Source organism: Streptomyces sp. NBC_00076, from assembly GCF_045041235.1.
Classification (GTDB): Bacteria; Actinomycetota; Actinomycetes; order Streptomycetales; family Streptomycetaceae; genus Streptomyces.
The window spans coordinates 8606582-8619600 of sequence record NZ_CP108242.1 but is presented as its reverse complement, the minus strand read 5'-3'; the positions used below and the strand labels follow the sequence as shown (position 1 = coordinate 8619600).

At 72.5% G+C, this 13019-nt stretch carries 12 protein-coding genes and 1 pseudogene; 3 read left to right on the top strand and 10 right to left on the bottom strand.

The window, feature by feature from the left end:
* Positions 1 to 30: 30 nt before the first annotated feature.
* Genes OHA64_RS38650 through OHA64_RS38635 form a run of 4 tightly spaced genes read right to left on the bottom strand, consistent with a single transcriptional unit; the run spans position 31 to position 5020 of the window.
* The gene (locus OHA64_RS38650; protein ID WP_405621369.1) at positions 31 to 474 is read right to left on the bottom strand and encodes a gas vesicle protein; all 444 of its coding nucleotides are present in this window, start codon (positions 472 to 474) and stop codon (positions 31 to 33) included.
* Between the two features lie 45 nt (positions 475 to 519).
* Positions 520 to 1449, bottom strand: a complete 930-nt coding sequence (gene ligD / locus OHA64_RS38645; protein WP_405621367.1) for a non-homologous end-joining DNA ligase — start codon at positions 1447 to 1449, stop codon at positions 520 to 522.
* Positions 1446 to 3296: a transketolase gene (locus OHA64_RS38640; RefSeq protein WP_405621365.1), complete on the bottom strand. Its 1851-nt coding sequence runs from the start codon at positions 3294 to 3296 to the stop codon at positions 1446 to 1448. Before OHA64_RS38640 ends, ligD begins: the two co-directional genes overlap by 4 nt.
* Entirely contained in the window at positions 3293 to 5020 is a 1728-nt protein-coding gene (locus OHA64_RS38635) for an FAD-dependent oxidoreductase (protein ID WP_405624290.1), read from the bottom strand. The genes OHA64_RS38640 and OHA64_RS38635 overlap by 4 nt, the downstream gene beginning before the upstream one ends.
* Positions 5021 to 5207: 187 nt before the next feature.
* Between OHA64_RS38635 and OHA64_RS38630 the strand changes: the two genes are divergently transcribed.
* Both OHA64_RS38630 and OHA64_RS38625 read left to right on the top strand, forming a co-directional pair.
* On the top strand, positions 5208 to 6170 hold the full coding sequence (locus OHA64_RS38630) for an LLM class F420-dependent oxidoreductase (protein WP_405621363.1): 963 nt from the start codon (positions 5208 to 5210) through the stop codon (positions 6168 to 6170).
* 16 nt (positions 6171 to 6186) lie between these two features.
* Positions 6187 to 7278 (top strand): enolase C-terminal domain-like protein, encoded by a 1092-nt coding sequence (locus tag OHA64_RS38625; RefSeq protein ID WP_405621361.1) that lies wholly within the window; start codon positions 6187 to 6189, stop codon positions 7276 to 7278.
* 27 nt (positions 7279 to 7305) lie between these two features.
* On the opposite strand, the gene OHA64_RS38620 is transcribed toward OHA64_RS38625, so the two are convergent.
* The 3 genes and pseudogenes from OHA64_RS38620 to OHA64_RS38610 all read right to left on the bottom strand — a co-directional run bounded on the left by OHA64_RS38620 (position 7306) and on the right by OHA64_RS38610 (position 8908).
* A complete protein-coding gene (locus OHA64_RS38620; RefSeq protein WP_405621359.1) occupies positions 7306 to 7749 on the bottom strand; it encodes a hypothetical protein in 444 nt (147 codons plus the stop codon).
* A 193-nt stretch (positions 7750 to 7942) separates the two neighbouring features.
* Positions 7943 to 8254, bottom strand: a pseudogene (locus tag OHA64_RS38615) (SDR family NAD(P)-dependent oxidoreductase); the annotation flags it as partial.
* A 123-nt stretch (positions 8255 to 8377) separates the two neighbouring features.
* On the bottom strand, positions 8378 to 8908 hold the full coding sequence (locus OHA64_RS38610) for a phage holin family protein (protein WP_405621357.1): 531 nt from the start codon (positions 8906 to 8908) through the stop codon (positions 8378 to 8380).
* A 124-nt stretch (positions 8909 to 9032) separates the two neighbouring features.
* Between OHA64_RS38610 and OHA64_RS38605 the strand changes: the two genes are divergently transcribed.
* Positions 9033 to 9383 (top strand): VOC family protein, encoded by a 351-nt coding sequence (locus OHA64_RS38605; RefSeq protein WP_405621355.1) that lies wholly within the window; start codon positions 9033 to 9035, stop codon positions 9381 to 9383.
* Between the two features lie 114 nt (positions 9384 to 9497).
* On the opposite strand, the gene OHA64_RS38600 is transcribed toward OHA64_RS38605, so the two are convergent.
* The 3 genes from OHA64_RS38600 to OHA64_RS38590 form a co-directional block, all read right to left on the bottom strand.
* Positions 9498 to 10064, bottom strand: a complete 567-nt coding sequence (locus tag OHA64_RS38600) for a GNAT family N-acetyltransferase (protein ID WP_405621353.1) — start codon at positions 10062 to 10064, stop codon at positions 9498 to 9500.
* 77 nt (positions 10065 to 10141) lie between these two features.
* On the bottom strand, positions 10142 to 11065 hold the full coding sequence (locus OHA64_RS38595; RefSeq protein WP_405621351.1) for an LD-carboxypeptidase: 924 nt from the start codon (positions 11063 to 11065) through the stop codon (positions 10142 to 10144).
* Positions 11062 to 13014 carry a prolyl oligopeptidase family serine peptidase gene (locus OHA64_RS38590; RefSeq protein ID WP_405621349.1) on the bottom strand — a complete coding sequence of 651 codons (1953 nt, stop codon included), beginning with the start codon at positions 13012 to 13014 and terminating at the stop codon, positions 11062 to 11064. Before OHA64_RS38590 ends, OHA64_RS38595 begins: the two co-directional genes overlap by 4 nt.
* Positions 13015 to 13019: the final 5 nt, after the last annotated feature.

The following is a 13019-nucleotide window of genomic DNA, read 5'->3' as shown; positions in this document are numbered from 1 at the left end:
GATGGGCGATTGGATGTACGGGCGGACGGCCTAGCGGCCGCCCTGCCGATGTGCGTCGGCCCGTCCGCGCTCGTAACGGCGAACGCGCCGGTAGCCGGTGAGCTGTCCGTCCGGGTCGAGTTCGACCTGGTAGCTCGCCATCAGGCTCATCGTGTCGGGCACCCGGGAGAGTTCCAGGACCTCCACCTCCAGCGCCCAGCCGTCCTCGGTGCGCTCGAAGGACGACACGTTCTCGGCGGGCATACCGGTCAGCTCCCCGAGCTGGGCGCGCGCGTCGCGCAGCACGTCCATGGTGCTCGGCCTCCGGGGGCGCGCCTCGCGGGGCTCGGCGCGCCGTCCGGTGTCCTGCTGCTCGGTGTCGCGTTCCGTGTCTTCGGACGAGTGCTGGTCTTCGGACGAGCGCCGTGAGGACGCTTTGCGTACGGGAGCGTCCTGTGAACGCTGTGACTGTGATGTGTTTCTTGTGTTCGACATGGCCACCTCTCACTCCGGGTGGCCGCTCGTCCCTTGGCCAAACCTTCAGGAGGACATCAACGCGTCGAGGCGCCGGCGGGCCGGTCCCAGTGCGCGGCCTTTGCGCATGATGTCGGCCCACGGATCGGTGCGGGCCTGCTCGACGGCGTCGGCAACGGTCCAGCGGCGGGCGTCGAGGCCGGGATCGTCCAGCTGCTCCCAGGTCAGCGGAGTCGCGACGGGGGCGCCCGGCTTTGCGCGGACCGTGTAGGGGGCGACCGCGGTCTGGGCGTAGGCGTTGCGCTGGATGTCCAGGTAGAGGCGGTCGCCGCGGTCCTTCTTACGGGCGGCGGTGGTGAGCCGGTCGGGGTGGCCGGCGACGAGGGTGTCGGCGATGTCCCGGGCGAACCCGCGGATCTCGTCGAAGTCGTGACGGCCGTCGACCGGCACCACCACGTGCAGGCCGCGCGAGCCCGTGGTCATCAGCGCCGACGGCAGCCTCAGTTCGTTCAGCAGCTCGCCCAGCAGCCGGGCCGCCTCCCGCACCGCCTCGAAGTCGTCCTTCGAGGGGTCGAGGTCGAAGACCATCCGGTCGGGCCGCTCGACACTGTCGACCCGGGACAGCCAGCGGTGCAGGGTGAGGCCGGCCTGATCGACGAGGTACAGCAGGGTGGCGGTGTCGTCACACACGGTGTGGCAGACGGTGCCGCCCTCCTTGGCGACCTCCACGCGGGTGATCCACTCCGGGTAGTTCTCCGGGGTGTTCTTCTGCATGAAGCGCGCGCCGTCGATGCCGTCCGGGTGGCGCTCCACCATCAGCGGGCGACCGCGCAGATGCGGCAGCATGAAGGGGGCGACGGACCGGTGGTAGTCGACCAGGTCGGCCTTGGTGTACTCCTTCGCGCCGTCGCCCCCGGGAAAGAGCACCTTGTCCGGGCGGTGCACCTCCACCGTGTGCCGACCCGCCCGGACCGTGCGTGGACGATCGGCGCTCACCGCACGACCGCCTCCTCCGCCAGCAGTTTCCCGGCCGCCGCGATCGACTCGGCGTCGATGCCCGCGGCGTGCAGCTGTTCCTCCGGGGAGCCCGAGCCCGGCATCGTACGGACGGCGAGGCGCACCAGGCGCGGCACCGGCCGGCCGTCGGTGAACGCGTCGAGGACGGCGTCGCCGATGCCGCCCTCCTCGTGGTGGTCCTCCACGGTCAGCAGGCAGCCGGTCTCCTCGGCGGCCTGGCGCAGGGTGAGCCGGTCGACGGGCTTGACCGAGTACAGGTCGATGACCCGGACCTGGATGCCCTGGCCGTCCAGTGCCTCGGCGGCGGCCAGCGCTTCGGGCACCGTCACGCCCGCGGCGACGATCGTCATCCGGTCCCGGTCGGAGGAGCGCAGCACCTTGCTGCCGCCGATCGGGAACTCCTCGTCGGGGCCGTAGATCACCGGGCTCTCGCCGCGCGAGGTGCGCAGATACCGGACGCCCTCCAGGCCGGCCATCTCGACGACGAGGCGCGCGGTCTGGTTGGCGTCGCACGGGTACAGCACCGTCGAGCCGTGGATCGCCCGCATCATCGCCAGGTCCTCCAGACCCATCTGGCTGGGCCCGTCCTGCCCGATCGCCACTCCCGCGTGGGAGCCGACGAGGTTGATGCCGGAGCCGCTGATCGACGCCATGCGGATGAAGTCGTAGGCGCGCGTGAAGAACGCCGCGAACGTGGAGGCGTACGGCACCCAGCCGCGCGCGGCGAGGCCGACGGCGGCGGCGACCATCTGCTGCTCGGCGATGTAGCACTCGAAGTAGCGGTCGGGGTGTTCCTTGGCGAAGAACTCCGCGCGGGTGGAGTCACCGACCTCGCCGTCGAGGGCGACGACGTCACCGCGTCCGGAGCCGAGCGCGGCGAGCGCCTGCCCGAAGGCGTTGCGGGTGGCCACGTCGTCGCCGCCCTTGTCCCAGCGGGGCAGTTCGAGGTGTCCGGCCGGTACGGCGTGCAGCATGCGGGTGGCCTGCGGCTCGTGCACCTCGACGCGGATGCTGCGGGGGCCGCCGAGTTCGGCGATCGCCTCGTCGGCCTCCGGCAGCGGCTTGCCGTGCAGCCCCTCGCGGTCCTGGACGGACTCGACGCCCTTGCCCTTGAGGGTGCGGGCGAGGATCGCGGTCGGCTGCCCCTTGGTGGACTCCGCCTCGCCGTACGCCCGGTCGATCGCGTCGACGTCGTGGCCGTCCACCTCGACGGTGTGCCAGCCGAAGGCCTGGAAGCGGCGGGCGTACGCGTCGAGGTCGTGGCCGTGCCGGGTCGGGCCGCGTTGGCCGAGCCGGTTCACGTCGACGATCACGGTGAGGTTGTCGAGGTGCTCGTGGCCCGCGTGCTCGGCGGCCTCCCAGACGGATCCCTCGGCCATCTCGCTGTCGCCACACAGCACCCAGACGCGGTAGCCGGTGCGGTCCAGCCGCTTCCCGGACAGCGCGATGCCGACGCCGACGGGCAGTCCCTGCCCGAGCGAACCGGTGGCCGTCTCGACCCAGGGCAGTCGCCGGGGCGTCGGATGTCCTTCGAGCCGGCTGCCGAGCTCGCGGAAGGTGAGCAGTTCCTCGTCGTCGACGGCCCCGGCCGCCTTGTAGGCGGAGTAGAGCAGGGGTGAGGCGTGGCCCTTGGACAGCACGAAGCGGTCGTTGCCGGGGTGGGCGGGGCGGTCGAAGTCGTAGCGGAAGTGGTTCGCGAGGAGTACGGCCATCAGGTCGGCGGCGGACATCGAGGACGTGGGGTGCCCGGAGCCCGCGGCGGCCGAGGCGCGCACACTGTCCACGCGCAACTGCTGGGCGAGTTCGACGAGTTCACCGGTGTTCATGAGTTTCCTTCCGCGGGAGTGCCTTCGGGGGTGCCGTCGGTCCGCTTGACGGGGCCGGGAGCCTCGTGGGGCTCACCGCCGGGTTGGTTGCCGACGGGTTCGCCGCCGGGTTGGTTCTTGGCGGGCTCGGAGCCCGGCTGGTTCTGGGCAGGCTCGGCGTCGGATCGGCTTCCCGTTTCCTCGGCGTCAGGGCCCTCCTTCGCCACGTCAGGCGTCGGCGAGGTGATCGTCTGGTAGTCGACGCCCCCACCGGGTTCACCGGGCTCAGCGTCGGACTCGCTGTCCGAGGGCACCTCGGTCCCCTCGGCGTCGGACCCCTCCCGCGCCACCTCAGGCGTCGGCGCGTCGATCGTCTGGTGGTCGGCGCCGCCCTCAGGCCCGTCGGACACGTCCTCGGGCACGGCCGCGCCGGGCCCGGAGACCGTTTCCCGCTTCTGGTCGTGCGGCACCCGGGCCAGCTCCGGCGACGCGGTGTCCAGCGGCACCGACCAGGACCGTACGAGGCCCAACTGGACGGCCTGGCGCGGGAGTACGGAGTCCAGCAGCCAGTCCGCGGCGACCCGGACGCGGTTGCCGGGCATCGCCGCGAGGTGGTAACCGCGGGTGACCGCCCCGGCCGCGGGCCCCGACAGGGGGATGCCGAGCGGGTTGGCGGCGGCCTTCGCGCCGCCCAGGTCCACGACGAACCCCAGGTCCTTGTGGCGGTAGGGACGGCGTTCGCCGACGCCGAGCGAGGCGGCGACATTGCGCGCCGCGACCTTGCCGTGCCGCCACGCGTGCTGCGCGGTCATCGGCGTGTACTCCCCGGGGGTGTTCAGATCCGGTACGGCGGCCGCGTCCCCGCACGCGAACACCTCGGGACGCCCCGGGAGCCGCAGGTAGGGATCGACGATCAGACGCCCGCGCTCCAGCGGCTGCCCGGTGCCCTCGACGAGCGGATCGGGCCGTACGCCGACACACCACACGAGGGATCGCGTCGCCACGAACTCGCCGTCGGTGAGCAGGACTCCGTCGGAGGTGGCCTCCTTCACGGAGGTCCCCATGCGCACCTCCACGCCCCGCTCCCGCAGCGTGCGGTCGGCGGTGCGGGACAGATGCTCGTCCAGCTCGGGCAGCACCCGCGGCGCCACGTCGAGGAGGATCCAGCGCGGCCGCATGCCCTCCCTCAGCGGGTGCTTGCGCACCTGTGCGTCGGTGTACAGCTGCCCCTGCGCGGCGACCTCGGTGCCGGTGTAGCCGGCGCCGACCACCACGAAGGTGGTGCGCGCGGCAGAACTCTTCGGGTCGTCGTCCGCCGCGGCCAGCTCCATCTGGCGGGTCACGTGGTCGCGCAGGTACAGCGCCTCGGGCAGGCCGCGGAAGCCGTGCGCGTGCTCGGCCACCCCGGGTATCGGAAGCAGCTTGTTGACACTGCCGACGGCCAGCACCAGCCGGTCGTACGACAGCGTGCCCTCGCCGCCCTCGGGGTCGGCGTAATGAACGGTCCGTGCGTCCAGGTCGATGCCGTCGGCCTCGCCGAGCACCAGGCGGACGTGCCGCAGGGTGCCGGAGAGGGAGACGGTGACCCGGCGCGGTTCCAGGATCCCGGCCGCGACCTGGGGCAGCAGGGGCAGATACAGGAAGTAGTCGGTCGGGTTCAGCAGAGTGATGTCGGCCTTGCCGCGGGACATCCGGGACAACTCTCGGGCCGTCCGGTACCCGGCGAAGCCGGCACCGACGATCACGATGCGGGGTCGACTCACGGTTCGCCTCCGGGGCTGTCGCGTACCTCGGGAGACTTCCGCGTCCCCCTGGCCGGGGCACCCAAACGTCCGCCCGCCGGTCCGCCGCCCCTCGCACCCGGTTTCCGTCCGGACCGCCGGGTACTCGGGTCGGCGAACCACCCGTCCACCCCGTGGAGGCACATCCCCCATGCCCGAGTACGGCTATTTCCTCTCGTGCGAGCAGTACGGTCCCGCGGAGCTCATCGAGCAGGCGCGGATGGCCGAGCAGGCCGGGTTCCACTCGCTGTGGATCTCCGACCACTTCCACCCGTGGAACGACGCGCAGGGCCAGAGCCCCTTCGTGTGGTCGGTGATCGGCGCCCTGACCGAGGCGGTGTCCCTGCCGGTCGAGACGGCGGTGACCTGTCCGACGGTGCGCACCCACCCGGCGGTGGTGGCGCAGGCCGCGGCGACCAGCGCGGTGATGACGAACGGCCGCTTCCGGCTCGGCGTCGGCTCGGGTGAGGCGCTCAACGAGCACATCCTCGGCGACGCCTGGCCGCCCGCCCACGTCCGTCTGGAGATGCTGGAGGAGGCCATCCAGGTCATGCGCCGGCTGTTCACCGGCGAGGAGGTCAACCACAACGGCCCGCACTACACGGTGGAGAACGCCCGCCTGTACACCGTCCCCGACGAGCCTGTCCCGATCGACATCTCCGGCTTCGGCCCCGCGGCGACCAAGCTGGCGGCCCGGGTCGGCGACGGCTACATCACGATGATGCCGGAAGCGTCGATGGTGGAGCAGTACCGCAAGGGCGGAGGCGGCGGCAAGCTCGTCAGCGGCGGCACCAAGGTCTGCTACGACACCGACAAGGACGAGGCGGTACGGACCGTCCACCGGCTGTGGGCCAACGAGCAGCTGCCCGGGGAGCTGAACCAGGTGCTGCCCTCCCCCAAGCACTTCGAGCAGGCACAGACGCTGGTCACCGAGGACATGGTCCGGGAGAACCGGGTGTGCGGAGACGACGTGGAGGAGCACGTCGCGGAGTTGAAGCAGTTCGCCGACGCGGGCTTCGACCGGGTCTACGTCAACCAGATCGGCCCCGACGTGCGCGGATTCTTCGACTTCTACCGTACGAAGGTGCTGCCCCAGCTCCAGCAGGTCTCCTGAGAGCCCGGGCAAGGCGATGCGACTGAAGCGACCCGTCGTGTCCGTGTACACCGTGCCGACCGACGGTCCCGAGGCGGACGGCACGCTGGCCTGGGACGCCACGACCGTGGTGATCGCCGAGGTGAGCGCGGGCGGTGCGACGGGCACGGGCTGGACGTACGGTCCCCCGGCGGTCGGCGACCTCCTGCACGGGCACCTCGGTCCACTCGTCGAGGGCCGCAGTGCCTGGGACATTCCCGCGCTGCACGACACGATGTGCCGTTCGGTGCGCAACGCGGGCCGGCCCGGCATCGCGGCCTGCGCCATCTCGGCCCTCGACATCGCCCTGTGGGACCTCAAGGCCCGTCTGCTCGAACTTCCGCTGGCCCGGCTCCTGGGCGTCGCCCGCGAGACGGTTCCGGTGTACGGCAGCGGCGGCTTCACGACGTACCACGACACCCATCTGGTCGCGCAGCTCAACGGCTGGGTGCACGGACAGCGGATCCCCCGCGTCAAGATCAAGATCGGGGAGGACTGGGGCCGCTCGGTCACCCGCGACCTGGCTCGGGTCCGTGCGGCACGCCATGTCGTCGGCGACGAGGCGGAGTTGTACGTCGACGCCAACGGTGCCTACAACCGCAAGCAGGCGATCCGCGTGGGGCACGCGCTCGCCGAGCACGGTGTCGGCTGGTTCGAGGAACCGGTGTCCTCGGACGACCTCACCGGTCTGCGGCTGGTCCGGGACGCGGTGGTGTGCGACGTGACGGCAGGCGAGTACGGCTACGACCTCCCGTACTTCGCCCGCATGATCGGGGCCGGCGCGGTCGACTGCCTCCAGATCGACGCGACGCGCTGCGGCGGCCTGACCGAGTTCCTGCGGGCGGCGGCCCTCGCGCACGCCCACGGCCTGGAGGTCTCGGCCCACTGTGCCCCGCACGTCCACGCCGCCGCGGCCGCGTCCCTCCCCAACATCCGCCATCTGGAGTGGTTCCACGACCACGTCCGCATCGAGGACATGTTCTTCGACGGGGCGCTGGATCCGACGGGGGGCGTGGTGCGGCCGGTACGGGGAGTGGGCCATGGGCTGGCACTGCGCACGGAGGACGTGGAGGAGTACCGGGTGGGGTGAGTCGCGCAGGCCGGGTGACGTCGGTCCTCAAGAAGAAGCCACGTGGTCACGGCCACGACCACGGCGCAGCCCGGCCGTCACCAGGGCGCCCAGGCCCGCCGCGGCCAGCGCCCCCGCGCCCATCCGTGCCCGGTTCCGCGACACCCAGTCCTGGGGGCTGTCCGACACCGCCTCGTCGTCGAAACGGCCGTGCGCCCCGAAGTCCCGTCCGTGCGGTCCGTCGGCCGGAGCCCACAGGTTGCCGGGGCCGCCGTACTTCCCGCCCTCGAGTTCCTGGCGCTCGTCCTGGCCTTCGTTCTGGCGCTCACCCTGTTGCTGCGCCTCGTCCTGTTGCGCGGCGAACCCGGTCCACCGCGTTGGCGAGCAGGGTGGCCACCGTCGACCCGCCGACCCAGGTAGGTCACCGGGTTCCTCCGAGGATGCCTCGGCCTTCAGGCCGGGGAGGAATCCACGTGGTCGGGTAAACTGCACGCCGTGCGTTGCGAGAACCAAGCGCGTACACCGTGTTGATCGAGAGCCAAGACAGCACATGCACCTCCAAGCTTCGCCGTACCAAACCGGGCTGGTTTCAACCCGGCTGGTGTTGATCGTGGAAGACCTGTCGGGTCGCTGACCCGCAGGCTGCGTGAGCCAGGAATCCCCCTGCATCAGCCGGGGGAGGATTCAATTCGGTCACCCGCCGGAACTCGTCCGGGGTGATCTCCGTGAACGGGGCGAAGACCCCGCTGAAGGCGTTGTTGACCCAGACGTCGATGTGTCCGAACGCGTCGGCGACCTGCTGGGCGGCGTCCTCGACGGCCTTGGCGTCGGCCGTGTCCACGGTGACGACGAGCGCCTCACCGCCGGCCCGCCGCACCTAGTCCGCCGCGCCGGCGAGGCCCTCGCGCCCCCGGGCCAGCAGGGCGACCCTGGCGCCCCGGGCGGCGAAGGCGACGGCCGTGGCCCGGCCCACCCCACCGCTGGCGCCGGTCACCACGACGGTCCTGCCACGCTGCGAGAGAGCACCCCTGGACAAAGCGCCCAACGCGCCCTTGGACAACCCGTCCTTCGAGAACCCGCCCTTCAAGAGCGGTCCCTTACGCATGTCGCGCACCACACATCACGCCCGGTGGTGCGGCTGCCCGGGGTCACTGTCATCGGGGCGCGGCGGCGCGGTCCCCGTCTCGGCCGGACCGGGGGCGGGTGCGCCCGCCCGGGGCGCGACGGGCGGCATCGGCGGGTACGGCATGTCCGCGGCACCCGGCGGCATGGGTGGCATCCCGCCGGCGGCTGCGTGCTGCCCACCGCCCGTGGCGAACCCGGCGTCGTGTGCAGGGGCCGACGGGGACGCGGAGGACGCCGTCGGCCGGGCGGCCCCGCGCAGCGCATAGGCCACGACGGCCAGGATCGCCGCGGTGATCAGGGCAGCGGCCCAGCCCGGCAGCGCCACGGCGAGCGCCAGTCCCACCGCGAGCGCGAGGGCCGCGCCCGCGTACAGGGCGACGGTGCCGGACGCGGCGTACAGCACGGCCCTACGGCGCTGCCTGCGGGTCTGCTCGCGCAGTTCGTCCCGCACGGTCTCCCGCGCGACCTGCGCCAGCTCGTCGACCAGATGCTTGTCCAGATGCTCCAGGTGATCCAAGCGGTCCATTGCCGCCGGGTACCCCGGGCCGCGGCCGCGTAACGCCGTCGGCTCAGTGCGGCCGGGGCGGCCGTGGCGAGGAGATCAGGTGAACGGATCTCACTCCCCGGGCCGTCCCAACTAGGCTCATCGCATGGACATTCTGGGAGCCACGCTGCGCATCTGCGTCGACGACCTGGAGACCGCGGTCCCCTTCTACGAGCGCCTCGCGGGCGGCACTGCCCTCCGCTTCGAACGCGGCGGCGTCCAGGTCGCCGCGGTCGGCTGCTTCCTGCTGATGAGCGGGCCCGAGGCCCAGCTGGAGGTGCTGCGCAAGGTCGCCGCGACGATCGCCGTCAAGGACGTCGACGAAACCCACCGGGTGCTGTCGGAACTGGGCGCCCGCATCATCGCGGGCCCGTTGGCGACACCGGGGGGCCGCAACCTGATCGCGATGCATCCGGACGGAGTGGTGTACGAGTACGCGGACCGCGGCGGCGCATAGCGGTGCCGGCCTCGCGGGGCCCTCCATACTCCGGGCCTCGCGAAACGCTCCGCACCGCGGTCCGCGTCGGCGGGGAACTCCTCACCGATCCCGGCCGGGCGCTCCGCTCCGGGATCAGCCGGAATCGCGCATCTCCACCGTGAGCGCCCACCGCTCGTGGTCCCGCCAGGCCCCGTCGATGAAGATCATGGCCGGGGAGAAGCCCTCCAGCCGGAACCCGCAGGCGCGGGCGAGCGCGATGGAGGCGGCGTTCTGGGGCTGCACGTTGATCTCCAGCCGGTGCAGCCGCATCCGTCCGAACGCGTACCCGACCACCAGGTCGAGCCCCTCCCGCATCAGTCCGCGCCCGGCGGCGTGCGCGAAGGCCCCGTAACCCAGCGCCCCGCACTGGAAACCGCCCTCGACGATGTTGTTGATGTTGACGAACCCGGCGATGGCCCCGGCGTCGCCCGACTCGGGAGCCTTCTCGCACACCAGGAACCCGGCCTTGGTCGGGTCATCGATCAGTCGCCCCGTGTACGCGGTGTACGCGGCGGAACTGTCCGGCGGGAAGAGCCACGGGTGATGCAGTTCCTTGCTCTCCCGCGCCCGGGCGGTGAACTCGGCGCGGTCCTCATGGGTGAAGTGGCGTATGCCCACTCGGGGGCCCTCGGCGAGATAGCGGGAAGCATGATGAGGCACCCCGCCACCCTACGGCTCAGTGGCCCGCCACTGGCGGAACCGGCGTCCCCCGGCGCGCTCACCACGGTGCGGCGGGATCAGCTCAGCGCCGGCTCCCGCAGCGTCAACGTGCCCGCGTCGGCGTCGAGTTCGGCCGCGACACCGAAGGGGATCGTCGACGCCCCTTCGCAGTGTCCGAACCCGAACTCCTCCACGACGGGCACGCCCAGGCTCCCCAGCCGGTCGGTGAGCAGCGCGCGCACGCCGTCGTACGCCTCGCACCGTTCCCACGAGCCGAGCAGCACCCCGCGGACCCCGTCGAGCCAGCCCGCGCGCAGGAGTTGGGTGAGGTAGCGGTCCAGGCGGTAGGTCTCCTCGCCCACGTCCTCCAGGCAGAGCAGTCCGCCGTGCGCGCCGGCCCTGGCGTGCGGGGTGCCGAGTTCGGCGGCGAGCAGGCTCAGGCAGCCGCCGAGGGTGACGCCCGCCGCCCGGCCGGGCACCAGGGCCGTGCCGCCGGAGGTGATCGTGCGGACCGTCTCCGGGGCGAACAGGGTGGCTCTGAGGTGTTCCTGGGCGTGGGCGTTCTTGACGAAGTCGATGCCGGCCGCCATCGGGCCGTGCAGCGTGACCAGGCCGAGGCGGCGGGCGAAGGCCTCGTGCAGTGCGGTGATGTCGCTGAACCCGACGAACACCTTCGGTCCGGCGGCCCGCATCGCCTCCCAGTCGAGCAGATCGACCATCCGCTGCACCCCGTACCCGCCCCGCGCGCACAGCACGGCGTCCACGGCGGGGTCGCACCACGCGCTCTGCAGATCGGCGGCGCGGTCGGCGTCGGTGCCCGCCAGGTAGCGGAACTCCCGGTGCCGGTCCAGTACATGGGGTGCCACCACCGGGTCGAGGTCCCAGCCGCGCAGCACGTCGAGCCCGGACTGCAGCCGCTCCTCGGGCACCGGCCCGCTGGGCGCGACGACGGCCACGCGGGCGCCGGGGGCGAGCCGTGACGGCCGGTGGAGTTCCTTCACCAGGTGAGCTCCAATGTCGGGATGCCGGGCACGTTCAGCCCGAAGACCTGGGCGTACAGGGAGAGTTCGGATTCCAGGGCCCGGATCGTGGTCTCCGCCCGGCGGAAGCCGTGGCCCTCCCCCTCGAAGGTGAGGTACGCGTGCGGCACCCTCCGGCCCGCCATCCGGGCGAGGAACCGCTCGCACTGGGCGGGCGGGCAGATCACGTCGTCCAGGCCCTGCAGCAGCAGGAACGGGGCGGTGATCCGGTCGGCGTGCTCGGTGGGCGATCGCTCCGTGTACCGGCCGGGGACCTCGGCGTACGGCCCGATGAGGGTCTCCAGGTACCGCGACTCGAAGTCGTGGGTCTCCCCCGTGCCCCAGCCGACCAGGTCGAGGATCGGGTAGAGGATCGTGCCGCAGGCGTAGACGTCGGTCGTGGCGAGCGAGGCGGCCGCGGTCCAGCCGCCCGCGCTGCCGCCGCGGATCGCCAGCCGGTCACGGTCCGCGGTGCCCTCGTCGGCCAGGGCCAGCGCGACGGCCGCGCAGTCCTCGACGTCCACCACACCCCACTGCTCCCGCAGCAGGTCGCGGTAGTCCCGGCCGTACCCGGCGGAACCGCCGTAGTTCACCTCGGCGACCCCGATGCCGCGGGAGGTGAAGTAGGCGATCTCCAGGTCGAGGACGAGCGGCGCGCGTCCGGTGGGGCCGCCGTGCGCCCACACCACGTACGGCGGCAGTTCCTCGTCGGGCGCGGTGCGGCCGGGGTGGTGCGGGGGGTAGATGTGGGCGTGGATCTCGCGTCCGGCCGGGCCGGTGAACGTACGGATCTGCGGCTCGGGGTAGAACGCGGGGTCCACGGCGTCGTCGTGCGGGGCGCCGATCACCCGGGCCCGGCCGGCCCGGGCGTCCAGCTCGACCACCTCGTACGCGCTGCGGGGGCTGGCCCCGACCGCGACGACCGACTGTCCGCGTGCGGCGAGGTCCGGCGCGAACTCGGTCCAGGGCCCGGCCGTGTCGACGAGTTCGCCGGTCTCCGGGTCGAGGATCCCGAGGGTGGTGGCACCGCAGCCGTGCACGACGGCGATGAGACCGCTGTCCAGCGGGGCGAACCAGCGGGACCCGAGCTTCCACAGCGGTCCGCCGAACTCCTCCTCCCGCGGGCAGAGGGGCTCGTCGTCGCAGTACAGGTTCCACCAGCCGCTGCGGTCGCTCGCGTACAGCAGACGGCCTTCCGCCGACCACTCCACCTGGGCGATGGCCTCCGTCGGCCCGCCCGCCACCGTCCGCGCCGGACCGAAGGTGCCGTCCGCGCCGATCTCGGCGACGACGAGTTCCGTGCCGTCCCACGGCATCCGCGGGTGGTCCCAGGCCAGCCAGGCCGCCCGCCGCCCGTCGGGCGACAGTCGGGGTCCGGCGACGAACCGGTGCCGGTCGTCGGTGAGTTCGCGTACCCCGGTCCGGTCCTGGGCGGCCGAGCCGTCCAGCGGTACGGCGGCCAGGACGCGTCGTACGTCGCCGGGGCCCTCGCCGGTGAACTCCTCCAGCACACACCACACTTCACCGCGTTCCGGACGCATCTGCGGCTGCGCCCAGCGCAGTCCGCCGCCGACCGGGGAGACGGGGGTGAGCGGGAGCGGTTCGCCGCCCGGACGGTACCGGTACAGGCGCTGGTCGGCGAAGTGCACGAACACCACGAGCGGTTCGCCGTCCACCACCGCACCCGCCCAGGGGTGTCCGCCGTACTCGATGACCCGGCTGCGCACGTTCCACGGGGCGGGCAGTACGGGCTCCTGGGTACCGTCGGCGCGCCGCCGGACCAGGGTGCGCCGCCCGCCCTCGGTGGGCCGGGGCTCGGTCCACCACACCTCGTCGCCGACGAACCCCACGTACTCGGGGCGCCCGTCGTGCGCGGCGGCGAGTGCCGCGTCGATGGGTGAGGGCCAGGAACCGTAGGCCGACGTCCGCACTTATT